Raw genomic sequence first — 23,219 nt, 5'->3', positions numbered from 1 at the left:
TTCTCGCGCCGCCCGCTAGTCCAGGAGCCGGTCGCCGCGCACCGCCCGGCCCTCGGCCGCCAGGTGCTCGGGCAGTACCCGGCCGAAGAGCTGCCGGGTCCGTTCCACGCTCCCGATGACACCGGGGCGCTCGCTGTAGGCGAAGATCGCGGAGTGGCGCGCGACCTCGCCACGCACCGGGCTCACCCGGTGCAGCGAGTAGCGGCCTTTGAACAACTGCAGGTCACCCGGTTGCAGGGGGAGGCGCCGGGTCAACCGCTCGCCCCGGCCGTCCACCACGTCCCGGACGTCGTCGAAATTCTCGTCCTGCGCGGTCCGTATGTTCGGGCAGTACTCGAAGACGCCGCCGGCCTGCGCCTGTTGGGTGAGCATGCTCACGGTGAACTCGTTGGTGTCGAAGTGCCAGGGGTGCTCCATGCCCGGCGCGACGACGTTGAGAACCAGCCCGGAGAGCGGGTCCGCCAGCTCGTACAGCTCCGGCAGTTCGAAGCAGCGGGCGACGAAGTCCCGGAACACCGTGTCGGAGTAGAGCCGGCCGATGAGGGCGTCCGCGGGGATGCGGTCCCGCGCGACGAACGCGTTGCCCCGCTCGAAGGTCTTCCGTCCCGGATGGCCGTCCGGCAGCTCCGAGTCCACCGCGATGTTGTAGACGTTCACCGTCTCGACGTCGTGGTGCGCCCGGGGGGCGATGGCCGAGCACTCCTGCCGCAGCACATCGCGCAGTGACGGGCGGACGAAGTCCGGCAGCACGGTGCAGCCGAGAGTCGCCAGGTCGTGCCGGGCACGGGAAACCACGGCCTGTCCCCGGGCGCTCGTGATGTCCGACAGGGGGTAGCGGTCCGTGTCGACCACCTGATCAAGCGTCAGAGTTTCCGAAGAGCGCATTCGATCCTTTCCGCATGGAGGCCACCCCTCCCGTAGGTTCCCTCGCCGGCCCGCGGTCCCACCTCTTCCACACGCACGGGACGAGCATCATGACCCGTGCGGTCGACCGGACCTCGCTCTCGGCTTTTCAGCAACTCGACCGGCAAGAAAGGCACTTGAAGTTCCCACAGTGGCGCCGCGCTGTCTGTGACACGTCACACTGCCCAACTGTGTGCTCCAGCATGCCTTCGCGGGCTCGACACGGACCGGCCGTCGTGCAGGGGCCGCAGGGGCCGTGCGCCCCGCGACAGGCCCGGGCGAGGTCGAAGAGGAGTTCTCCCGAGGTCCGTCAGCGGTCAGCGCCCCTACGGTCCGCACATCGCCGGAAGAGGCTCGCTCACATCACCGTTCGGGGACACGGTCCTGTCGGCTCATCGCGGTGACGAGGGTGGAGGAGATGTGGGCCAGGGCGGGGTCCGCGGCGATGAAGAACGTTTCGACTCCCGCCAGTTCACGGTTCATGCGGGCCATCGGCATTTCGTAGTCCAGGTCGGCGACGCCCCGGACCCCGCGGACGACGACGTCGATTCCGGCTCGGCGGCAGTAGTCGACCAGCAGGCCGCCGGTGTGGGAGTCGACCGTCACGTTGCCCAAGTCGGCCGCTGCCGCGCGGAGCCGGTCCAGCCGTTCCGCGACGGGGAAGCGGCCGGTCTTGTTCGGATTGAACATCACGCACACGACGACCTCGTCGAACAGGAGGGCAGCGCGCCGGAGTACGTCCTGGTGCCCTGAAGTGATCGGGTCGAAGGATCCTGGGAAGAGGGCTCGCATGATCGGAAAGACTAACAAGCGGCCGCTCTCGGCAACATCACACGTAGATCGCGGCCATGCGGGACGGGCTCACAGAGGGTCGGTCGACCCGTTCCTCGGCCGGTCGACGGCGAGGCCGACCGGGCGGACACCGGTAGCGGGCCGGGAGAGACCCGGACGACAGTGTCTCCTTCGCCGCGAACACGGCCCGGCGGGTCCGCTCCGCGCCGTACCGGACGGACGGCTGACGTGCCGGGGACCGGAACCCGGTCCCCGGCACGGATCTGATCGGAACCCGGGCGCCCCGTAGCCCAACTACCCTTGCCCCGCATGACGTTCACCGAGCCGGACATCACGGAGGACCTGATCCGGGACCTGCTGCGCGAGCAGTGTCCCGATCTGGCGGATCTGCCCCTGAAACTCGGAGCGCTCGGCTGGGACAACCAGGTGTGGCGGCTCGGCGACGACCTCGCCGTCCGGTTGCCCTGGGCGACGCGGTCCGCGGACGCGCTGCTGCGCAAAGAGCACGAGTGGGTGCCCCTCCTCGCCCCGGGACTTCCCCTGCGGATTCCCGTCCCTCAGTACCTGGGTGAGCCCTGTGAGCGGTTCCCGCGCCCCTGGCTCATCACCACCTGGGTGCCGGGCGAGCCCGCCGACCGCGCCCCCGCCACACGCCCCGCCGAGGCCGCCGACGCCCTCGCCGCCTTCCTGACCGCCCTTCACCGGCCCGCCCCCGACGCGGCACCGGCGGGCCGGGACCGCGGCGGCCCGTTGGCCGACACCGCCGAACACCTCACCCGGGCGCTCGCCTCGGCCACCGAACTGGGGCTGGTCCAGGATCCGATCGCCGTCCGCGCGGTCTGGGAGGACGCGGCCGCCGCGCCCGACCGGACCGGCCCGCGCCTCTGGCTCCACGGCGACCTGCATCCCGCCAACGTCCTGACCACGGACGGCACCGTCTCCGGCGTGATCGACTTCGGGGACCTCTTCGCCGGCGATCCGGCCTTCGACCTCGCCGCCGCGTGGATCCTGCTGCCGGACGGCGCCGTCGACCGCTTCCACGAGGCCTACCGGCCGAGCCCGGACCCCGCGACCCTTCGCCGCGCCCGCGGCTGGGCGGTGCTGCGGGCTCTCGCCTGTCTGCACGTCGCCGACGCCGGCGTCCACGGCCGCCCCGGAGGCAAGCCCAGCTGGGGCCCGCCCGCCCAGGCCTCCCTGCGACGCCTCACCGCGACGGCAGGCCGGTGACCGAGGATCCCGTGAGAACGGCCGGGGCCCCGGAGCCGTTCTCCGGGGCCCCGGCCGTCGAAGGGCCCGGCGAGGCCCTGACCGAAGGAGCAGGGTCTCGGTCCCCGAGCCCGGCGCTACTCCTTGGCGGTGGCCACCGTCACCGCGCGCACCCGTAGTGCCGCGCGTCCGGGCAGGGCGGTGGCGGCGAGGGCGAGGAGTCCGGCGACCGCCACGACGGCGACGTACAGCAGCGGAGCGACGGACGGGGCCGCGCGACCGGTCATGCCGACACTGAACGCGGTCAGGACCGCGAGGGCGATGCCGCTGCCGAGCACGGTGGCGAGCAGTACCACCGACAGCGCCTCGGTCCGCAGCATGCGCAGCACCTGCCGGCGGGTGGCCCCCGCGAGCCGGAGCAGGGCGAACTCACGGACGCGTTCGGAGACCGACATGGCGAGCGTGTTGACGACGGCGATGGCGGTGAAGGCCAGGACCAGCCCCATGGCGAGGTGGTTGACCTCCGCGTTCGCCTGCTGCCGCTGCGCCTGGAGGTGGTCGGCGGTGCGCGGGGAGACGACGCGGGCGCCGGGGACGTCACGGAGCGCTGTCGCGATCTGCGTCCGCGTACGGGTCGTGCTGACGAGGACCACGGCGGCGAGGGGGTTGTCGACGTGGCGTGCCACCAGGTCGTGGGTGAAGGTGAGGTCCCCGAAGCCGAGCCCCTTGCTGTAGACGGCGGCGACGGTCAGCTCGGTGGGCGTGCCGTCGCCGAGAGTGAGCTTCAGTGTGCTGCCGGGCTTCAAGTGAAGCTGGTCGGCGGCCAGTTCGCTCACGGCCACGGTGCGGTCGGTGAGCCGGTCGAGGGATCCCGCGGTGACGCCCGGGTCCCAGGTGCGGGTGAGCCCGGCGGGAGTGACGCCCTGCGCGGCGTACTTGTCGAGGCCGACCCGGACGGTCGTACGCACCACTTCGGTGGCCACGTCGTGGTGGGCGCGCAGCCGCCGTGCGGCCTCGGCCGGGACGCCGGGGCCGGCCGGGACGACGACCTGGTCGGCGCGCACGCCCTCGCGGGCCTGGGCGCGGGCCGCGTCGCCGAGGGTGGGTGTCACGAACAGGACCGTGCAGGTCATGCCGACGAGCAGGGTGAGAGGAGTGACGACGGACGCCATGCGGGCGGCGTTGCCGCGCAGGTTGGCCGTGGCCAGCCGGCCGCCCGGCCCGATGAGCCGCAGCGGGCCGCCGAGGAGCAGCACGGCCGCCTTGACCAGGAGCGGCCCCAGCAGCGCGACGGAGGTGGACAGGACCACGACCGCCAGGAAGGTGACCGGTGTCGACGCGGGCTCGGTGCGCAGGGAGGTGAGGACGACGACGAGGACCGTACCGCCGGCGAGCAGGAGGAGTCCCGCGAGGACACGTCCCCACGGAAGCCGCGCGGGCTCGGTGCGGGACTCGGCGAGCGCCTCGGCCGGACGGATCCGGGTGATCCGGCGGGAGGCGACCCGGGCGGAGGCCCAGGCTCCGGCCGTCGTCGCGACGACGCCCGCGACCACGGGGAAGACGCCGACGGTGAGCCGAAGCGTCGCGGGGACGGCCCCCATGGCGACGAACCTGCTGTGCAGCAGGCCGCCCAACGGCAGCCCGAGCAAGGCCCCCGTGAGGCCGGCGACCGCACCGACGATCAGCGCCTCACGGCCCAGCAGGCCCCGGATCTGTCCCGGGCCCGCGGCGACGGCGCGGAGCAGGGCGAGTTCGCGGTGGCGCTGCTGCACGGTCAGTGCGAAGGTGCCGACGACCACGAGCACGGCCACCAGCAGCGAGGTGCCGCCCATGGCACCACCGAGGCTGACCAGCTTGGTGCGGGCCGCGGCGGCGTCCAGGAACTCCACGGCCCCGCGGGAATCCCCGCTGCCGACCTGCGCGCCGGTGCCCCGCAGTGTCCGCGCCACGGCGGAACGCAGCCGTCCGGTGTCCGTGCCCCGGTCGGGGAACAGGCCGAACGCGGTGACCTTCCCGGGGTGCGCGGCCAGCCTGCGGGCTTCCTCGGTGGAGAAGAACAGCGACGTCTGGTGCCGTACGTCGACGGTCGGCGCGGCGATCCCGGAGACGCGGTAGGTGCGCGGTGCCTGCGTCGACTGGACGGTGAGCCGGTCGCCGACCTCCAGCCGGGCCCGTCCGGCGAGCCACGGGTCGACGACGAGGTCGGTCGGGCTCTTCGGCGCCTTCCCCGCGGTCAGCCTGTACGGCGTGAGGGCGGCGGAGTCCCAGGCGTGCCCGTAGGCGGTACGGCCGCCCGTGCCGTTCGCCGTCAACGGCTGGGCGAGGAAGGTCAGTTCGGGCACGACACGGGCGACGCCCGGGGTGTGCGCGAGGGTGTCCGCCAGACCTTGTGGGAGCCAGGCCCGCTCGGCGATGGGCTTCGCCTTGTGCTTGATCTTGGTCTTGCCCTTCTTGTGCTTCACCGTGGTCCGGTGGACGTTCTGGTCGGCCGAGACCAGGACGGGGGTGGCGGTGTACCGCTCGGTGCGGATCGACCCGCGTAAGCCCGTCTCCAGGAGGGTGCCGCAGGCGGTGATCAGGGCCGCCGCGCACATCAGGGCCAGGAAGGCACCGAAGAACGCGGCCTTGCGGGCACGGACCGACTTCAGGGCGTAGCGCAGCATCATGAGGGATCGGTCCTCTTCGTCGTGGGCGGATTCGTGACGGGCGGATTCGCGGTGTGTGAATGCGCGGTGCGTGCGGGGCCGTGCGGGGTGAGGTGCCGGAGCACGCGCCGCTGCCGCCGCGGGTGCGCGAGCACCTCCAGCGCGGCGAGATCGGCGAGTTCGACCGGGCCGGGCGGAGGCGCCGGGGCCTGTCCGGCGGGCGCATGCGGTCCGACGGCCGCGGGTTCCTGTGCCATGCGTACACAGTCGTCCGCGCGCAGGTTCCTGTGCACTGCGGCGGACCGGCGTCTACGACGGGGGGTCAACCCCACCCGGGCGGGCAACGGTCCCGGTCGCCGCCGGAACGGGCGGTGCCGGAACGGGCGGCGCCGGTCCTCCCGGTGGGGCCGGGCGGCCGCGAAGGCGGCACGGCCTTTCGTTCACGTTCAGAACACAAACGGCAATCTATGCCGCTCCTATTGTCAGGTCCTAAACAAAGTCCTACGTTCCGGATGAAGACGTGGGACCGCTCCCACGCCGTGTCTCCCCCATCGAGCAACGGAGCTCCGATGACGACGATCCCCTTACGGCCCAAGTGGTTCATGCTCACCGTGCTCGCCGCCTGCGTGATGCTGCTCTCGGCCCAGCAACCCGCGCACGCCGGCTCCTGGGGCGCGCCGCAGACCGTCAACTCCTGGAACGTCATCAGCGGCAGATGGACGGCCAACAACGAGTTGGAGACGTACACGCCGAACTGCGTCTGGTACGACGGCGACACCCTGATGATCAAGACCTACGACGCGGGTGGCGGGGTCTACTACTCCGGCCGCGTGGAATCGAAGGCCCTCTACGGCTACGGCACCTACAGCTTCACCGCGAACATGCCCAACGGGCAGGGTCTGCTCCCCGCGGTGTGGGCGGCCTACCTGAACCCCTGGCTCCCCGAGTTCGACGCCGCCGAGATCGTCGGCTCGAACCCCGACACCGTGTACCAGACCTTCCACGACACCGACAACGCCCAGACCCAGTGGTCCGCGAACAACGCGTCCGGCTGGACCAACAGCTTCCACGTCTACGCGTTCAGCTGGTGGCCCGATCACATCGACTTCTGGGTGGACGGCGCCTTCCAGGGGACGAAGTGGTACACCACCGCACCCGGCGTCGGCATGCACTTCATCGTCAACACCGCGGTCGGCGGGGACTGGCCGGGGAACCCGGACTCCTCGACCTGGGCCACCGCGGACGGCGCCCGCTACCTCAAGGTCTCCTCGATCACGTACACCCCGTACTACCCCTGATCCGTCACCGCCGGACCGTGCGCCGCGAGCCGCGCGAGGACCGGGGAGAGCGGTCCGCTCAGAGTGCCGCCACGGACCCGGGCGGCGCGGGCACCAGGGCCGCCACCAGACGGCGGATCAGCGGGGCACTGTCCTGCGGTTGCGGACCCGGGTGCATCAGGAGGTGGTGGACCGTGCCGGCCAGGGCGAGGGCCAGCATGGGGCAGTCGGCGTCCGGGGTCACTCGGCCCAGCCGCTGTTCGGCCTCGAGGTAGCGGGTCACCGCGCCCTCGACCGCGCCCGGTCCGGGAGCGCCGTCAGCCCAGGACCGGGCCACCCTCTGGGCGACCTCGTGGCGGGAGAGGGCGGCCGCGGCGATCGCGGGGCCGCTCGTGCCGAGCATCGCGAGTGCGGCGGCGGCGAGGTTCTCGTGCACGGTACCGCTGCCCGCCCGGCCGGGCAGCGGGCCGACCTCCGCGGCGATCCGGGCGAACCGGTCCAGGACGAGCTGCGTCACGAAGTCGTCCAGGTCCGCGAAGTGGTTGTAGAGCAGCCCCTTCGCACAGCCCGCCTCCTCCGTGACGGATCGGTTGGTCAGTCCGGCCGTGCCCTCCCGGGCCAGGACCCGCTCCGCCGCGGCGAAGAGCCGCTCCCTGACATCGGGGATCGCTACTCCGCGTGGTGACATCGGGTCCTCCCGGGCGACGCTTGCAAGTATGGGCAAACGCTCATACCTTGGTATGGGCAGACGCCCATACTAGCTCCCCGGCAGGAGGAGTCCCATGCGCGAGCTCGTCAACACCGCACAGTCCCAGGCCTGGAACGGCGACGAGGGCCGGCACTGGAGCGACCACCACGACCGCTGGAACGCCATCAACGAGGGCTTCGACGAGCCCCTCCTCGCCGCGGCCGGGGTCGGCCCGGAGGACCGTGTGCTCGACGTCGGCTGCGGGACCGGCTCGACCACGCGGCTGGCCGCCCGTACCGCCGCCCGGGGATCGGCACTGGGCCTTGACCTGTCGGGCCCCATGCTCGACCGGGCGCGCGGGCTGGCCTCGGAGGAGGGCTTGGCCAACATCGGCTTCGAGCGGGGTGACGCCCAGGTCCATCCCCTGCCCGAGGCCGTTTTCGACGTGGCCGTGAGCCGCTTCGGGATCATGTTCTTCGCGGATCCGGTCGCCGCGTTCGGCAACATCGCCCGCGCGCTGCGCCCCGGCGGACGGCTCGCCTTCGTGTGCACGGCGGACCCCGCCCGCAGCGAGTGGGCCCTGGTGTACGACGCCGTGAGCGCGACGCCGACCTCCCCGCCGCAGGCGTCCGGCGACTCCGCAGGCCCCGGCATGTTCTCGCTGGCCGACCCGGTCGTCGTACGAGAGGTTCTGACGAGGGCCGGCTTCGACGGCGTACGCACGGAAGCCGTCGACGCGCTCGGGAACTTCGGACGGGACGCCGACGACGCCGCCGAGCACCTGCTGGGGTCCGGGCCCGGGCGACATCTGGTGGAGCTGCTCGACTCCGCGGACCACGGGGACGGGGCGAGCCGTGCGAGGGCCGCGCTCTCCGCCGCCCTCACGCCGTACGAACAGGGGCCGGGTGTCCTCATGCGGACGGGGGCGTGGCTGGTCACGGCCGTGCGCCGGTGAACGGGAACCCCTGCGGGCGGGGAAGGCCGCGCCCGCCCGTCGCGGCGGTACGGGCGGCCCCCTGCCGGACGGACCGGAACGGCCCCCGGTGCCTCCGGCGACGGGGTCCTCGCGCCCGACGTGCGAGCGGGCGTCCACCGGGCCATCGTGATCGTAGGGATCAAGCAGCCCTCTCGCCGCCATCTCCCCCTCCGGAGGCACCATGAAGAAGGACGAGCTGACAGAGGCCCAGAAGAAGGCCTTCGAAGAGAACAAGGCCGCCTTCCGCGAACTCGACGAGCACAGACGCAGCATTCAGGAAGCCGCCCGAGCACGATTGACGGCTCACGGCTGGGAGCCGGGCCTCGAGGAACACATCCCCTGCCTGTCCTGCCCGTGCCCCGACTTCCAGCACGGCGGCCCGCTCGGCACGTGCAGGAGGAGCACCTGCGGACACCCGCTCATCGACCACGACCTGCCCCTCTGACCCGGCCACCCGCTCAGACCTGCCGTCGGCAGCCCCACCGGACAGATCCGCGCCCCGCCCGTGCCCCGGCCTCCTTCCGGCGGAAACTCGGATGCGGACACCGCACGACCGCCCCTAGGCTGCACGCGCGCACAGGGCAAGACGTCGAATCGACCGTCAGCGGATCGGAGATGCCTGGGGTATGAGCAGCCAACTGTTCGCGATCTGCTTCAACGCGACCCGGCCCTCGGAACTGGCGCGCTTCTGGTCCGGCGTCCTGGGCTGGGAGCCGGCCGACGGCCCCGACGGCGACGCCGCGGTCCTGCCGCCCGACGCCACCGGGTTCCGCATCCGTTTCCTGCCGGGCGGAGAACCGAAGACCGGCCCGAACCGGGGGCACTTCGACCTCACGAGCGCCTCGCCCGAGGATCAGCGGCAGACGGTGGCGAGGGCCCTGGAACTCGGCGGCAGCCACATCGACGTGGGCCAACTCCCCGAAGAGGAGCACGTGGTGCTCGCCGACCCGGACGGCAACGAGTTCTGCGTCATCGAGGCGGGCAACAAGTTCCTCGCCGACACCGGAGCCATCGGAGCCCTGGCCTGCGACGGTACGCAGGAGGTCGGTTACTTCTGGAGCGAGGCGCTGCGGTGGCCACTGGTCTGGGACCAGGGCCAGGAGACCGCGGTCCAGTCGCCGAACGGTGGTACGAAGATCACCTGGGGTGGCCCCCCGGTGGCACCGACAACGGGCCCGAACAGGCTGTACTTCGAGCTGGCGCTCCCCGCCGACGCCGACCGGGACGCGGAGGTCGACCGTCTGGTCTCGCTCGGCGCGACGCGTACCGTCACCGGCGAGGACCACGGCGGCCGGGTCCTGCTGCTGGACCCCGACGGCAACGAGTTCTCCCTGCGGCGGGGGTAGCTCCCCCGGTCAGGCGTTCGCCCCACGCCTGCGGCGCCACGTCGTCGCCCGGCCGGCGGGCGGCACGCGCCGTCCCGTGGGAGGACCACTCTCCGCGGACGCGCGCCACAGGATCACTCGTTGCGCACAGGCGTCGGACAGGTGCGGGAAGCCGCCCGGGCGACGCTCCGCCGGTCCGCGCGCCCGGGCCGGCCCAGGACGACTCCGGCCAGGACCAGGGCCAGTCCGCCGAGCTGCTGCACGGTCAGCGCCTCTTCGGCGACCACCGTGCCGAGCAGTACGCCGGTGACGGGGTTGAGCAGTCCGATCAGTCCGACGGTCCCCGTGGGCAGGTGCCGCAGCCCGGTGAACCACGCCGCGAAGGCCAGCGCGGTGGCGATCAGGGTGACGTAGCCGAACGCCAGGAGCGTCTGCCCGGAGAACGCGGGAGGACGGCCTTCCACGGCCGCGGCGACCGGAAGCAGGAACACGCCTCCGGCGGTGAGCTGCCAGGCGGTCGAGGCGAGCACGTCGGCACCGGTGTTCCACCGTTTGGCCAGGATGTACCCGAAGGACGACACCAGCATGGCGGCGGCCGAGGCGAGGACCCCCGCGACGCTCACGCCTCCCGCGCCCCCGAGCAGCATGAGGCAGACCCCTCCGAGTCCGATCACGGCGCCGGCCAGGTGAGCGGTCCGCGGCCGCTCGGACACCAGGGGCCAGGCGATGAGCATCATCGTCAGCGGGGCCACCGCCATGACGGTCGAGGCCACGCTCGTCGGCAGCAGCTGGGAAGCGGCGTAGACGAGGACGAAGAACACGCTCATGTTGAGCAGCCCGAGCACCGCGGAACGCCACCACCACGCACCGCGCGGCAGTCGTCTGCGCACGGCGAGCAGGACGAGGCCGGCGGGCAGCGCCCGCAGGGCGGCCCCGTAGAGCGGCCGGTCGGCCGGCAGGTACTCGTGCGTCACGAAGTAATTGGTCCCCCAGGCCACCGGCGCGACCGCGGTCAGCGCCACCCATCGCATATTAGCTTCCATGGAAGACAATATAACTTCCCGGGAAGCTACAATGCCAGGCATGGAGCACGGTGAACCTCTGGACCGCGTGGCCCGCATCCAGGCGGAGTGGCGTCGCGAGCGACCCGACCTCGACATCGCCCCGCAAGGAGTGATCGGCCGGCTGCACCGCCTGGCCGACCGGCTCGGCGAGGAACTCCGCCTCGTCTACGACCGTTACGGTCTGGGCGAGGGCGAGTTCGACGTCCTGTGCGCGCTGCGCCGCGCCGGTGAACCCTACGAACGGGCACCCGGCGAACTCGCCGCGCACACCATGGTCACCACCGGCGCGATGACCAAGCGGATCGACCGTCTGGAGCGGGCCGGACTCGTCACCCGCCGCCGTTCCGCCGACGACCAGCGCGGCCGGATCGTCGCCCTCACCGGACCCGGGCGCGAACTGATCGACCGGGCCTTCACCGACCACATGCGCAACGAACGCCGCCTGCTGGACCTGCTGACGCCGGCCGAGGCCGAGTCGCTCGAAACGCTGCTCACCGCCTGGCTCTCCCGGGTCGAGCGTCCGCGCGTTCCCGACGGCGGGTGACCGGGCCCAGGAGGTCGGGAAAGTTGTCCGAGTGGCCCGCTAAGTTGGCGGCATGATCGAGGAAAAGAACAGAACCGGCCACATCAGGCCGCGCCGCTTCCACGAGACCGCCGGTCTGGAGGACTGGCGTGTGCTCGGCGAAGGTGCGTGCGCGTACTTCCGTACCGGATCGTTCGCGGCCGGGGCCCGACTCGTCCGGGCCATCAGCGAGTTGCCCGGGGTGGTCGACGACCACCCGGACGTCGACCTTCGCCGGGAGGGTGTGACCGTACGACTGATCACGCTCACGGACGACTACTACGGACTGACCGAGCGGCACATCGATCTCGCCGGGCAGATCTCGGCGATCGCGCGCTCGCTGGACATCCCGGCCGACCCGTCCGCCGTCCAGACCGTCCAGATCACCGTGGACGCGCTCTCCGGCGCCGACGTGGTGCCGTTCTGGCGCGCCCTGCTCGGTTACCGGGACCGCGCGAAGAGCGACGAGGACCTGGTCGACCCGGGCGGCCGCGGGGCGCCGTTCTCCTTCCAGCGGATGGACGCCCCACGGCCCCGGCGCAACCGCGTCCACGTCGACGTGTGGGTGCCCTACGACCAGGCCGAGGCACGGATCGCCGCGGCCCTGGCGGCGGGCGGCCGTCTGGTGAGCGACGCCGACGCCCCGTCGAACTGGGTACTGGCCGACCCCGAGGGCAACGAGGCCTGCGTCGGCGTGGCCGGTCCCCCCGAGTCGCTCGCCGGGGGCCGGTAGGCTCGCGCGAACGGATCTGGAGCAGAGGGCGGGCCGAGCAGTGGTACGAGACCTGTACAACGTCCGGACGCGGCCCGCGGAGGACGCGCCCGAACCGCTCACCACCGAGGAGGAAGCGCGTTTCCGGGCCCTGCTGTTCACCGAGCTCGGCAACAGGATCGCCGACGAGGGATGGGCGCGGTACCCCGCGTACACCCGGGAGGACCGCCGGCGGCTGGTCGACGTCGCCCACCGTCTCACCGCCCACTGGGGGCGGCAGGTGGGTGTCGAGGCGGAGGACGAGTGCCGCCTCAGGCTCTTCCTCGTCGGTGACGAGGCGCCGGGTGTCTCGTCACCGGACGGTCCGGGCACCTCCGGAAACACCTCGTGCGCGCGCCCCGAGCCGGGGTGATCGAGCCCGGCCGGGCATCGTGCGGATCCGTCTCGCCCGGGCGTCGGCCCCGGCGCCCCGTGGCACGCGGCGGACCGGCGGGCGGCCGCCCCTCGGCGTGAGGCCGTGTCCTACGGGGTCGCGCCGCGGCAACGGGCACCGTCCCGGGACCGCCACGAGGCCGGAGGTTCCGTGATCCCGCGTTCGAGCAGCCAGGCCGTCGCCTCCACCAGTCCTCCGGCCGCTTCGAGCGGTGTCGTGAAGGTCTCCGCCCTCTCGGCGAGGATGTGGCCGCCGCATTCCCGCACCTGGTCGCACACGGCCATGACCTCCGCAGTGACCTCCCAGGGAGGACCCCATCGAAGGTCCCAGAGACACCGGCGGGGAAAGTACAGCTCGGCGGTGAAGGCGAGTCCCTCCGCCTCGGCGGCGCCGAAGAGACCCGCCACCACGATCCCCTCGACCCGGTGGAACTCGAGGCCGCCGCCCACCCCGCCCGGAAACAGACCGAGGTGCCGGGCCAGGGCCCGGACCTGTGCGTCCGCCTCGGACAGAGCGCCACGGACCGTGCCGGGGTCCCGCACCTCCGGGAAGATCCAGCGCAGGTCGCCCTGGCTCAGCGGGATGGCGTCCATACGCCCGAGTGTGACCCACCGGCCCGCGGGGCGGGAAGAGGAACATGGCTCATCGACATGACCGGGTGTCACCTGGGCTCCGGATCGCGGCCGTTCACCCCTCCTCGCGCATACCGGCCAGCTCCGTCGCCCTCTTCAGCGCCGGCACGAACTCCGGTTTCGCCTTCAGGACGAGGATCGCCACCGGCTTGGCGTCGGTGCGCACCAGATCGAACCGGTGGAAGGTGAGCAGGGGCGTCAGATTGGACATGTGCTTCAGGACGGCGATCCGGTCCCACGGCACGACGTGCTTCACCTGGCCGAACAGACCGGTGACGACGAGACCGCCGGTGTGGATGTGGCACACGCGCACCCCGAGGCGCACGGACGTCCATCCCCACGCCGCCCGCAGGCCGACCAGACCGAGGATCACGGCCGCCGCGATCAGTCCCTTGGAGAGCTCGCCGTCGGGCCCTTTGTAGATATTGAATCCCAGCAGGATGAGACAGAAGAGTACGGCGAACCGCCGGAACATCTGCAGCAGCGTCCCGGTGACGCCCGCTATCGGGTAACTCCCGCGTCTGGCACCGAGTTCCGCCTCGTTCCCACCACGTCGCATGTCCCTGCCCCCTCGACACCCGTCCTGCCCCGACCGGACGTGCCAAATTACCAGGGCACCCCTCTCACCCCACCGTCCCCTGCCAAGTCGGCACGGAAGCGGAACAGTTGCACAACCCGGTAACGACGTCACACGGCCCCGGGACCGTGCCCTTGACCCTCACGCGGCGTCATGCCGCATCGTCGGCGGCATGGAGGAACACCTGACCGTGGGCCGCGTGGCCGAGCTGGCCGGCGTGAGCGTCCGCACGCTGCACCACTACGACGAGATCGGCCTCGTACGGCCGTCCGCGCGAACCGCGGGCGGATACCGGGCCTATTCGGCGGACGACGTGGAGCGGCTGCGGGAGGTGCTCGCCCACCGGCGGCTCGGCTTCGGACTGCGGGAGATCGCGGATCTGGTCGACGACCCGGCCACCGACGCGGTCGCGCGGCTGCGCCGGCTGCGCGGCCTGTTGCTGGAACAACGCGACCGTGCCGCCGCCATGGTGACGGCGATCGACAAGGAACTGGAGGCACGGGCCATGGGGATCAGGACGACACCGGAGGAACAACTGACCATGTTCGGAGCCCAGTTGTACGACACCATCGGATCCGCCTACCCGGCCACGCGGCAGACCGAGCCGCGGATCGCCGCGCGGGTCTGGGACGCGCTCGGGGACGCGCGCACGGTGCTGAACGTCGGCGCCGGCACGGGCTCCTACGAGCCCCCGGACCGTGACGTGACCGCGGTGGAGCCGTCGGCGGTCATGCGGGCCCAGCGTCCCGCGGGCGCGGCACCGTGCGTGGCCGCCGAGGCGGAGAGCCTCCCGTTCGAGGACGGGACCTTCGACGCGGCGATGGCCTTCAGCACCGTCCACCACTGGCGGGACCCGATCGCCGGGCTGCGCGAGATGCGGCGCGTGGCCCGCCGCGTGGTGGTGGTCACGTACGACGCGAGCGACGCCAACTGGCGCGACCGGTTCTGGCTCGCGCGCGACTACCTGCCCGAGTTCGCCGACCTGCTCGTCGGCTGGCCCTCGCTGGCCGACCTGACCCGCGCGATCGGGGGGCGGGCGGAGCCGGTGCTGATTCCGTGGGACTGCGCCGACGGCTTCTTCGAGGCCTACTGGCGCCGGCCCGAGGCCTACCTGGAGGAATCCGTGCGGCGCGCGGTGTCGGTGTGGACCAGGGTCGGGCCGGAGGCCGAGCGGCGGGCGGTGGACAGCCTCCGCGACGACCTGTCCTCGGGCCGGTGGGCCGAGCGCAACCGCGACATCGTCGCCCTCGACACGGCGGAACTCGGCCTCCGCCTGCTCGTCGCCTGAACCCGACGAGGCGTTCCCTCACCCCGTACGCCATCGCGCCGCGGGAGAAGGCCGGGAGAGGAAAGTGCGTCCGTCCGGACCGCACATGGCGAAGGCAAGGAGAGCCCTCTCCTTGCCTCTCTCAACGTATAGCGCACCGGGGGTCTTGCCGCAAGGCCCCCGTCACGGCGCACAATCGTCGGCCTGTGCCACGACCCGCGGAGGCGCGGAGGCGTGCCGCCCGACCGGCGGAGCGGCCGGGCGGCACACCGGCGGGAAGACGATCAGGGATGGGGACGTGCCCGACAAGAGGTTCGACAGAGTGGGAGGCGCCGGTGACTCAACCGGACACCGCGGTACGACGGAGCACGGCGGCCTCGGAGGCTTCGCGATGAGCGAGCGGTACGTGCTGGATCTTCAGGAGACCGACGAGACGCAGGGCGCGGTCGTCGGCGGCAAGGGCGCCCATCTGGGCGGGCTGTCGCGGATCGAAGGCGTCCGCGTGCCGGACGGTTTCTGTGTGACGACGGACGCCTTCCGGCGCGTCATGGCGGAAGCGCCGTCGGCCGGTGATCTGCTCGACCGGCTGTCCCGCGTGGACCCGGACGACCGGGAGGCGGTCCGGACGCTCAGCGCGCGGATCCGCCGGGCCGTCGAGGAGGTCGCCGTCCCGGACGATCTCGCGGCGGCGATCACCCGCGCGCTCACCCGGTTCGGCGAGCGTTCCGCGTACGCCGTCCGCTCCAGCGCGACGGCGGAGGACCTGCCGACGGCGTCCTTCGCCGGCCAGCAGGACACCTACCTGAACGTCGTGGGGCCCACGGAGGTCCTCCGGCACATCAGCCGGTGCTGGGCGTCGCTGTTCACCGAGCGCGCCGTGACCTATCGACGACGGAACGGCATCGACGACCGTACGGTCCGCATGGCCGTGGTCGTGCAGCGGATGGTCTTCCCGGACGCGTCCGGGATCCTGTTCACGGCCGACCCCGTCACGGGCAACCGCAAGGTCGCCACCGTGGACGCCGGCTTCGGCCTCGGCGAGGCCCTCGTCTCCGGCCTGGTGAACCCGGACGTCTTCAAGGTGCGCGACGGCGAGGTCGTCGCCAGGACGATCTCCGCCAAGCGGCGTGCCGTTCACGCCGTGCCCGCCGGCGGCACGCGGGAAGTGACGGTCGACGAGGAGCTGCGGGAGCGGCCCGCGCTGACGGACGAGCAGGCCGTGGAACTCGTGCGGCTGGGACGGCGGATCGAGGCGCACTTCGGCCGCCCGCAGGACATCGAGTGGTGTCTGGCCGACGGCGGTTTCCGGATCGTCCAGAGCCGGCCGATCACCACGCTGTTCCCGGTCCCCGAGAGCGACGACCAGGAGAAGCACCTCTACGTCTCCGTCGGCCACCAGCAGATGATGACCGACCCCATGAAGTCCCTGGGGTTGTCCATGTGGCGGCTGACGGCCATGGTGCCGATGCACGAGGCCGGCGGGAGGCTGTTCGTCGACGTGGCGCCGCGCCTGGCCTCGCCCGCGAGCCGCGCCGCGCTCCTGGACGTCATGGGGAGGGGCGATCCGCTGGTCAGGGACGCCCTGGAGACCGTCCTCGGCCACGAGGACGGTCTCCCGTCGCCCCCTGACACGGCTCCCGGCGAACCGCCGGCGGCCGGTGTGTCCACTCCGGCCGAGGCCGATCCGGCCATCGTCACGGAACTGATCGAACGCAGCCGGGCGTCCGTGGCCGCCCTGGAGCAGGGCATCCGGACGAAGACCGGACCGGCGCTGTTCGAGTTCCTGCTGGAGGCCTTCGAGGAGCACAAGCGGGTTCTCGGTGATCCGCTGAACATCCGGGCGATCATGGCGGGGATGGAGGCCACGTGGTGGCTCAACGACAAGCTCCTGGAGTGGCTGGGCGAGAAGAACGCCGCTGACACGCTGACGCTGTCCGCCCCCGACAACATCACCTCGGAGATGGGCCTCGAACTGCTCGACGTCGCCGACGTGATCCGGCCGCATCCGGAGGTGGTGGCGTTCCTGAGGGGTGTCGAGGACGAGGACTTCCTGGACGAGCTGGTGAAGCTGCCGGGCGGGACCGAAGCCCGCGACGCCATCGAGGCGTACCTCGACCGGTACGGCATGCGCTGCGTCGGCGAGATCGACATCACGAGGCCGCGGTGGCGCGAGCGCCCCGCCACGCTCGTGCCCGTGATCCTCGACAACGTCAGGAACTTCGAGCCGGGCGCCGCCGGGCGCCGCTTCGAACAGGGGCTGCGGAAGGCCCGGGAGAAGGAGCGGGAGGTGCTGTCGCGCTTGCGGGCCCTGCCGGACGGGGAGCGGAGAGCCGACGCGACCAAGCGGATGATCGACCAGGTCAGAGCCTTCGCCGGGTACCGGGAGTACCCGAAGTACGGCATCGTCAGCCGCTCCTTCGTCTACAAGCGGGCCCTGCTGGAGGAGGCCGGGCGGCTCGTGCGGTCGGGCGTGCTCCGCGAGAAGGAGGACGTCTTCCACCTCACGTTCCAGGAGTTCCACGACGTCGTGCGCACGAACCGGGTGGACGACCGGCTCGTCCGGCGGCGCGAGGAGGCGTTCCGGTCGTACCAGGCGCTCACGCCGCCCCGGGTGCTCACCTCGGACGGTGAGGCCGTCACCGGGTCGTACCGGCGCGACGACGTGCCGGCCGGCGCCCTGATCGGCCTGCCCGTCTCCGCCGGGACCGTCGAGGGGAGGGCCCGCGTCGTCCTCGACCTGGAGGAGGCCGATCTGGAAGCGGGCGACATCCTGGTCACGCCCTTCACCGACCCCAGCTGGTCACCGCTGTTCGTCGCGGTCGCGGGACTGGTGACGGAGGTGGGCGGTCTGATGACCCATGGCGCGGTCATCGCCCGGGAGTACGGTCTGCCGGCCGTCGTGGGCGTGGAGCGGGCCACCCGGCTGATCCGGGACGGACAGCGGATCCGGGTGCACGGCGCCGACGGGTACGTCGAGCTCCTGTCCTGACCGACGGCCCCCGGGGGCCCGGCCGACCGCTCGGAGGAGACCGCCCGGTCGGCGGGCCGGCCGGGGACGTTCGTCCGTACGCAAACGGGGAACCCGGGGCGTACGCCGACACCGCTCGGCCGTAGGTGCCGAGGGGGCACTTTCGGGGATTCGGGGTCTTGCGACACACAGCCGTCGGCGGCCGCCGACGGCTGTGTGTCCCGTATGCCTGTGGCAGGAAGGTGGCACGACGTTGCGTACCGTCGGGGTGGAGGAGGAGCTCCTCCTGGTCGATCCGGTGACCGGGGAGCCGAAGGCGTTGTCGGCCGCGGTCCTGGCCCACGCCGACCGGGACGACCCCGGACAGGACGTGTTCGAGAAAGAACTGTTCGGGCAGATGCTGGAGTTCGCCACGCATCCCCGGTCGGACATGGCGGACCTCGGGAACGAGATCGTGCGGTGCCGCAAGGAAGCGGCACGCCTCGCCGGTGAGATCGGCTGCGCGGTCGCCGCCCTGGCGACCTCCCCTTTGCCGGTCAGCCCGTCGGTCAGCGTGAACGACCGCTACCAGTGGATGGCCGAACAGTACGGCATCGCGACACGCGATCAGTTGGTGTGCGGCTGCCACGTCCACGTGTCCGTGGCGTCCGACGAGGAGGGCGTGGCCGTCCTGGACCGTCTGCGCCCCTGGCTGGCGGTGCTGGCCGCGCTCAGCGCGAACTCGCCGTTCTGGCAAGGGCAGGACACCGGCTATGCCGGCTACCGCAGCCGGATGTGGGACCGCTGGCCCTCGGCAGGGCCCTCGGAGCCGTTCGGTACGGCCGAGCGGTACCACCGCCGCGTGAGGGACATGGTGGCGACCGGCGTCATCCTCGACGAAGGCATGGTGTACTTCGACGCGCGCCTGTCGGCGAACTACCCCACCGTGGAGATCCGGGTGGCCGACGTGTGCCTGCGCTCCGGCACCGCCGTCCTCATCGCGGCCCTGGCCCGCGCCCTGGTGGACACGGCCGCACGTGACTGGCGGGCCGGCCGGCCCGCACCGGACCACAACGTGAACGTGCTCAGGCTCGCCGCCTGGAAAGCCGCCCGCTGCGGCCTCGAGCAGGACCTCCTCGACCCCACGACCATGCGTCCCCGGCCCGCCGCACGCGTCCTGCGCACACTGCGGGAACACGTGGGCGACGCCCTGACGCGCACCGGCGACACCGACCTCGTCGACAAGGCACTCGCGGAACTGCTGCGCCGGGGTACCGGCGCCCGTGAGCAGCGCCGGATGTGGGAGCGCACGGGCAACCTGCGGGACGTCGTCACCGAGTGCGTCCAGCAGAGCCAGGGATGAACGCCGCCAGGACCGTGCCGCCTCGCACCGAGGTGCGGGGGGCGGTCGAGGGGCCCGGCGTCGAGGGGTCCGGCGAGGCACCGGGCCCCTCGGCCGTTTCCCCGGCCGGGGTGAGCGGTCAGCCGGTCTTGGCGCAGATCGCGTAGACGGCGGCGGTGTACGTGTTGCCGGCGCCGTTCAGGAAGCCGGCGGTCCAGCCGACGGGTGTGGCGCCGGAGACGATCGGGTTGGAGTGCAGCGCCGGGCCGTTCGCCATCGCGGTGCCGCCGGGCATGTACCACCCGCCGCCGGTGGCGGTCTCACCGGCCGGGCACCGCGCCTCGACGTCGACCATGTCCAGCTCGGCGACGTCCTTCGTGACGGTGACGACGTGCGCCCCCGCGACCCCGTCCGCCCCGGCGGGCCCGGCGGGCCCCTGAGCGCCGGCGTCCCCCTTGTCTCCCTTGTCCCCCTTGGGACCGGCGGGCCCCTGGGGGCCGGTCCGGTTCCAGGTGACGGAGTCCTCGCCCTGGCGGCAGGCGGAGTCCGGCTCGACGAGACGCAGCCTGCCGTTCGCGTTCACGCACCCATGGATCGTGCCGTCCCCGGCGATGTACGACCGCTGCGCGTCCCCTGCCAGCGCGAAGCCCGCCGAGGTCACCACGATCACGACAGAGGCGGCGGCAGCGGCCGTGACGGCACGGCGAATGAAAGTCACAGATCCCCCCGGGATTGTTGAACCATCGACTTGCGGCTCGCCCCCGGATATTCCCGACCACCCCTGAAAAAACACTTGTTGCCGGAATGCGCAGCAATCCCACATGTGTCCGCGAGGGGGCGGACGACCGGCGCCGGGCCGCCGCCGGACCCAAGGCGATCACAGGTGGGTGCGATGATGGGGCCATGGGACGACAGAGGACCAAGCCGGCTCCGACGCCGCCGACCACCACACGTGGTCGGCGTACTCGTGACGGCCTGATCCTCGCCGGGCGGGAGGTCCTGGAGCAGCAGGGGTGGTCGGCGTTCAGCCCCGAAGCGGTCGCCCAGGCGGCGGGCGTCTCGTACGGGACCTTCTACACGTACTTCGAGTCCAGGGAAGACCTGCTGCACCACGTCGTCCGGTCGGTCGTCGGCGAGATGTTCGCGTCCAGCCTGGTGCCGCCGGACACCGCCGACGACCCCTACACCAAGCTGGTGGAGGCGAACCGCCTCTACCTGCGCGCCTGGGACAGGGCGTCCAAGGTGCTACGGCTCGTGGACCAGGGGGCGGCCGCGGACGAGACCGTGCGTCACATGGTCCTCGAGATCCGGGAGTTCTACGTCAGCCGTGCCACGCGGGGCATCCGGCGCCTACAGGAGGCGGGGCTGGCGAATCCGAACCTGGACACCCGGCTGACGGCCCTGGCGCTGGGGTCGATGGTCGAGCAGGTCGCCCACGCGCGGTCCTCCATGGACGAGCCGTACGACGAGGACACGGTGGTCGACCACCTCTCACGGCTGTGGGCGGCGGCCATCGGGCTGCGGGGCGCGCCGGACGAGGGCTGGGCCGATCGCGTCGACGCCTCCGCGGGTACGGCCTCCGGCTGACGCGGGCGGGCGGCCGCGCGACGGCGTTCGTCGCCGCGGGTCGGCCGTCACGGCGAAAGCGCGGGGAGCGCGGACGGATCAGCGTCCCGTGAACGCGGGCGCCCGCTTGGCCAGGAAGGCGTCCAAGCCTGCCCGGTAGTCGTCCGTGGCGCCGGTGAGCGCGATCTGGGCCGCTTCGCATTCCAGCGCGGCGTCGAGCGTCGGCCCGGACGCGAAGGTGACGGCGGTCTTCATGGCGGCGAACGCACGGGTGGGTCCGGCGGCCAGTTCGGCCGCGCTCCGGTGGACCGTGCCCTCGAAGTCCTCGTCGGCGACGACCTGGTGCAGCAGTCCCAGGCCGAGTGCCTCTGCCGCGCCGAGGAGCCGGGGGCGCAGCAGCAGGTCGAGCGCCACCGCCCGTCCGGCGACGCGCGGCAGGGTCCAGGAGATCCCGGTGTCGCAGGACAGGCCGATGCCCGCGAAGGCGGTGGTGAACGTCGCGGACGAAGCGGCGATCCGGATGTCGCACGCCAGCGCCAGTGCCATGCCGGCGCCCGCGGCGACCCCGTTGACCGCGGCGACCACGGGCTTGGGCATCGTCAGGAGGGTCCGCACGAGAGGGTTGTACTGCTCCCGTACGGCGTCGGCCATGGCCTGCCCGTAGCCCGCGGACCGCGCTTCCCCCAGGTCCTGGCCGACGCAGAACGCCCGTCCGGTTCCGGTGAGCACCACGGCACGGACGTCCGGGTCGTCGGCCGCGGCCCGCAACGCGTCCAGGAGTTGGGACTTGGCGTTCAGGTCCAGGCTGTTCATCCGGGCCGGCCGGTCGAGCCGGACCGTCCGGACGTTTCCCCGGGTGGACGTGGTGACGGCAGGGGTGTTCGGCATGGTGGTTCCGTTCCTGGATCGTTGGCGGACCGTCTGACGGGAGACGGGGTTCAGGCGGTCCTCGACGGGGCCCTGTGGACCGAGGTCCTGGCGCCGAGGCCGGTCAGCGCGTCGTCGTACTGCTCCTTGAGCACCGCGACCAGTTCGGCGACGGTCCGGCTCCGCTTGACGGCGCCGATGCCCTGGCCGGATCCCCAGATGTCCTTCCACGCCCGGGCGTTCGTATTGCCGCCGGAGCCGAAGTCCATCGCGGAGGGGTCGGACTCGGGGAGGTCGTCGGGGTCGAGTCCGGCGGCGGCGATGCTGCCGCGCAGATAGTTGCCGTGGATGCCGGTGAACAGGTTGCTGTAGACGATGTCCTTGGCGGTGCTGTCCACGATCATCCGCTTGTAGGCGGGCGGGGTGTTGGCCTCGGCGGTGGACAGGAACGCCGACCCGACGTAGGCGAGGTCGGCGCCCGCGGCCAGGGCGGCCAGGACCGACCGGCCGTGGGCGATGGCGCCGGACATCAGCAGCGGTCCGTCGAACCACTCACGGATCTCCTGGACGAGGGCGAACGGGGACTGCGTGCCCGCGTGACCACCGGCGCCCGCGGCCACGGCGATGACGCCGTCGGCCCCCTTCTCGACGGCCTTGCGGGCGAACTCATTGCTGATCACGTCGTGCAGGACGATCCCGCCGTACGCGTGCACGGCGTCGTTGATCTCGGGACGCGCCCCCAGCGAGGTGATCACGATCGGCACCCGGTGCTTCACGATCACGTCCATGTCGAGCTCGAGGCGGTCGTTCGAGCGGTGCACGATCTGGTTGACGGCGAACGGGGCGACGACGGCGTCCGGGTGCGCGGCCTCGTACGCGGCGTTCTCCTCCGTGATGCGGTCCAGCCAGTCGGACAGGAGGGACGCGGGCCGGGCGTTCAGGGCCGGAAAGGAACCGATCACACCGGCCTGGCACTGGGCGACGACCAGTTCGGGTCCGGAGGCGATGAACAGGGGCGAGCCCACGACGGGCAGCGTGAGGGGCCGTGACAGGGCGGGGGGCAGCGGCATGGCGGGTCCTTCGGCGGCTTTCGTCGAGCCCTCGGCGGCGTGACGGCCGGCGGAGGGGACCTCGGCGAGGGGCGGGGCCCCGATTCTGCAACTCGTTGCAGAATCGGACAAGGACGCCCGCCCGCAGGCCGCCCGCCGAGGACGACGCCGGCACCCGCCCCCCGGCCGCCTCACGAGCGGCCCGACCAGCGACTTTCCCGCGACCCGCCCAACCCGATCCGGGATCTGACTTTTTTATCAAAGAGATGCACATCACAGCCCCACTCCCCTGAATCGTCGATTCGCTCGACGCGCAACGACACGGCCAAATCGAATCAGCACCGCGCCGAAGACCCGAGGGCGTGACTCGACAAAGACTTGACTATTTT

Annotated in this window: 23 protein-coding genes; 12 read left to right on the top strand and 11 right to left on the bottom strand. The window is 72.1% G+C overall.

What is annotated here, in order from left to right:
- Positions 1–15: 15 nt before the first annotated feature.
- Together CW362_RS06710 and coaD are read right to left on the bottom strand one after the other, a co-directional pair.
- Positions 16–885, bottom strand: a complete 870-nt coding sequence (locus CW362_RS06710) for a HalD/BesD family halogenase (RefSeq protein WP_103548438.1) — start codon at positions 883–885, stop codon at positions 16–18.
- 381 nt (positions 886–1,266) lie between these two features.
- Positions 1,267–1,695 carry a pantetheine-phosphate adenylyltransferase gene (gene coaD / locus CW362_RS06705; RefSeq protein WP_103548437.1) on the bottom strand — a complete coding sequence of 143 codons (429 nt, stop codon included), beginning with the start codon at positions 1,693–1,695 and terminating at the stop codon, positions 1,267–1,269.
- A 309-nt stretch (positions 1,696–2,004) separates the two neighbouring features.
- On the opposite strand from coaD, the gene CW362_RS06700 reads away from it, so the two are divergent.
- Positions 2,005–2,922 carry an aminoglycoside phosphotransferase family protein gene (locus CW362_RS06700; RefSeq protein WP_103548436.1) on the top strand — a complete coding sequence of 306 codons (918 nt, stop codon included), beginning with the start codon at positions 2,005–2,007 and terminating at the stop codon, positions 2,920–2,922.
- 116 nt (positions 2,923–3,038) lie between these two features.
- Here the strand turns inward: CW362_RS06700 and CW362_RS06695 are convergent, their stop codons facing one another.
- The gene (locus CW362_RS06695) at positions 3,039–5,567 is read right to left on the bottom strand and encodes an ABC transporter permease (RefSeq protein WP_103548435.1); all 2,529 of its coding nucleotides are present in this window, start codon (positions 5,565–5,567) and stop codon (positions 3,039–3,041) included.
- Positions 5,564–5,803 carry a hypothetical protein gene (locus CW362_RS06690; RefSeq protein ID WP_103548434.1) on the bottom strand — a complete coding sequence of 80 codons (240 nt, stop codon included), beginning with the start codon at positions 5,801–5,803 and terminating at the stop codon, positions 5,564–5,566. Before CW362_RS06690 ends, CW362_RS06695 begins: the two co-directional genes overlap by 4 nt.
- Before the next feature lie 312 nt (positions 5,804–6,115).
- Here CW362_RS06690 and CW362_RS06685 point away from each other — a divergent pair, with 312 nt between their 5' ends.
- Entirely contained in the window at positions 6,116–6,844 is a 729-nt protein-coding gene (locus CW362_RS06685; protein ID WP_103548433.1) for a glycoside hydrolase family 16 protein, read from the top strand.
- Between the two features lie 58 nt (positions 6,845–6,902).
- Here CW362_RS06685 and CW362_RS06680 read toward each other — a convergent pair whose 3' ends face one another.
- Positions 6,903–7,511: a TetR/AcrR family transcriptional regulator gene (locus CW362_RS06680; RefSeq protein ID WP_103548432.1), complete on the bottom strand. Its 609-nt coding sequence runs from the start codon at positions 7,509–7,511 to the stop codon at positions 6,903–6,905.
- 94 nt (positions 7,512–7,605) lie between these two features.
- On the opposite strand from CW362_RS06680, the gene CW362_RS06675 reads away from it, so the two are divergent.
- The 3 genes from CW362_RS06675 (at position 7,606) to CW362_RS06665 (ending at position 9,833) form a co-directional block, all read left to right on the top strand.
- A complete protein-coding gene (locus tag CW362_RS06675; RefSeq protein WP_103548431.1) occupies positions 7,606–8,466 on the top strand; it encodes a class I SAM-dependent methyltransferase in 861 nt (286 codons plus the stop codon).
- Between the two features lie 202 nt (positions 8,467–8,668).
- On the top strand, positions 8,669–8,932 hold the full coding sequence (locus tag CW362_RS06670; RefSeq protein WP_103548430.1) for a hypothetical protein: 264 nt from the start codon (positions 8,669–8,671) through the stop codon (positions 8,930–8,932).
- A gap of 181 nt (positions 8,933–9,113) precedes the next feature.
- The gene (locus CW362_RS06665) at positions 9,114–9,833 is read left to right on the top strand and encodes a VOC family protein (protein WP_103548429.1); all 720 of its coding nucleotides are present in this window, start codon (positions 9,114–9,116) and stop codon (positions 9,831–9,833) included.
- A gap of 113 nt (positions 9,834–9,946) precedes the next feature.
- On the opposite strand, the gene CW362_RS06660 is transcribed toward CW362_RS06665, so the two are convergent.
- Positions 9,947–10,843: an EamA family transporter gene (locus CW362_RS06660; protein ID WP_103548428.1), complete on the bottom strand. Its 897-nt coding sequence runs from the start codon at positions 10,841–10,843 to the stop codon at positions 9,947–9,949.
- 52 nt (positions 10,844–10,895) lie between these two features.
- Between CW362_RS06660 and CW362_RS06655 the strand changes: the two genes are divergently transcribed.
- Genes CW362_RS06655 through CW362_RS06645 form a run of 3 tightly spaced genes read left to right on the top strand, consistent with a single transcriptional unit; the run spans position 10,896 to position 12,562 of the window.
- Positions 10,896–11,420: a MarR family winged helix-turn-helix transcriptional regulator gene (locus tag CW362_RS06655; RefSeq protein ID WP_103548427.1), complete on the top strand. Its 525-nt coding sequence runs from the start codon at positions 10,896–10,898 to the stop codon at positions 11,418–11,420.
- A 52-nt stretch (positions 11,421–11,472) separates the two neighbouring features.
- Positions 11,473–12,171 (top strand): VOC family protein, encoded by a 699-nt coding sequence (locus CW362_RS06650; RefSeq protein ID WP_103548426.1) that lies wholly within the window; start codon positions 11,473–11,475, stop codon positions 12,169–12,171.
- A gap of 40 nt (positions 12,172–12,211) precedes the next feature.
- On the top strand, positions 12,212–12,562 hold the full coding sequence (locus CW362_RS06645; RefSeq protein ID WP_240657706.1) for a hypothetical protein: 351 nt from the start codon (positions 12,212–12,214) through the stop codon (positions 12,560–12,562).
- A 110-nt stretch (positions 12,563–12,672) separates the two neighbouring features.
- Here the strand turns inward: CW362_RS06645 and CW362_RS06640 are convergent, their stop codons facing one another.
- Positions 12,673–13,176, bottom strand: coding sequence for a hypothetical protein (locus tag CW362_RS06640; RefSeq protein WP_103548425.1), 504 nt, complete (start codon positions 13,174–13,176; stop codon positions 12,673–12,675).
- A gap of 94 nt (positions 13,177–13,270) precedes the next feature.
- The gene (locus CW362_RS06635) at positions 13,271–13,774 is read right to left on the bottom strand and encodes a hypothetical protein (RefSeq protein ID WP_162683986.1); all 504 of its coding nucleotides are present in this window, start codon (positions 13,772–13,774) and stop codon (positions 13,271–13,273) included.
- Positions 13,775–13,964: 190 nt separating this feature from the next.
- On the opposite strand from CW362_RS06635, the gene CW362_RS06630 reads away from it, so the two are divergent.
- From CW362_RS06630 to CW362_RS06620, 3 genes are all read left to right on the top strand, one after another.
- Positions 13,965–15,080, top strand: a complete 1,116-nt coding sequence (locus CW362_RS06630) for a MerR family transcriptional regulator (protein ID WP_103548423.1) — start codon at positions 13,965–13,967, stop codon at positions 15,078–15,080.
- A gap of 370 nt (positions 15,081–15,450) precedes the next feature.
- The gene (gene rph / locus CW362_RS06625) at positions 15,451–18,048 is read left to right on the top strand and encodes a rifamycin-inactivating phosphotransferase (protein ID WP_103548515.1); all 2,598 of its coding nucleotides are present in this window, start codon (positions 15,451–15,453) and stop codon (positions 18,046–18,048) included.
- A gap of 232 nt (positions 18,049–18,280) precedes the next feature.
- Positions 18,281–19,369 carry a glutamate--cysteine ligase 2 gene (locus CW362_RS06620; protein WP_103548422.1) on the top strand — a complete coding sequence of 363 codons (1,089 nt, stop codon included), beginning with the start codon at positions 18,281–18,283 and terminating at the stop codon, positions 19,367–19,369.
- Between the two features lie 118 nt (positions 19,370–19,487).
- Here CW362_RS06620 and CW362_RS45240 read toward each other — a convergent pair whose 3' ends face one another.
- The gene (locus tag CW362_RS45240) at positions 19,488–20,066 is read right to left on the bottom strand and encodes a hypothetical protein (protein WP_276313649.1); all 579 of its coding nucleotides are present in this window, start codon (positions 20,064–20,066) and stop codon (positions 19,488–19,490) included.
- Positions 20,067–20,251: 185 nt separating this feature from the next.
- Between CW362_RS45240 and CW362_RS06610 the strand changes: the two genes are divergently transcribed.
- Positions 20,252–20,935, top strand: coding sequence for a TetR/AcrR family transcriptional regulator (locus CW362_RS06610; protein WP_162683985.1), 684 nt, complete (start codon positions 20,252–20,254; stop codon positions 20,933–20,935).
- A 78-nt stretch (positions 20,936–21,013) separates the two neighbouring features.
- On the opposite strand, the gene CW362_RS06605 is transcribed toward CW362_RS06610, so the two are convergent.
- On the bottom strand, positions 21,014–21,802 hold the full coding sequence (locus CW362_RS06605; protein WP_103548419.1) for an enoyl-CoA hydratase-related protein: 789 nt from the start codon (positions 21,800–21,802) through the stop codon (positions 21,014–21,016).
- Between the two features lie 50 nt (positions 21,803–21,852).
- Entirely contained in the window at positions 21,853–22,851 is a 999-nt protein-coding gene (locus CW362_RS06600) for an NAD(P)H-dependent flavin oxidoreductase (RefSeq protein WP_103548418.1), read from the bottom strand.
- Between the last annotated feature and the right edge of the window lie 368 nt (positions 22,852–23,219).

Origin of the sequence: Streptomyces populi (genome assembly GCF_002911015.1) — a bacterium.
Classification (GTDB): domain Bacteria; phylum Actinomycetota; class Actinomycetes; order Streptomycetales; family Streptomycetaceae; genus Streptomyces; species Streptomyces populi.
This window is presented reverse-complemented; position numbering and strand designations above follow the sequence as displayed.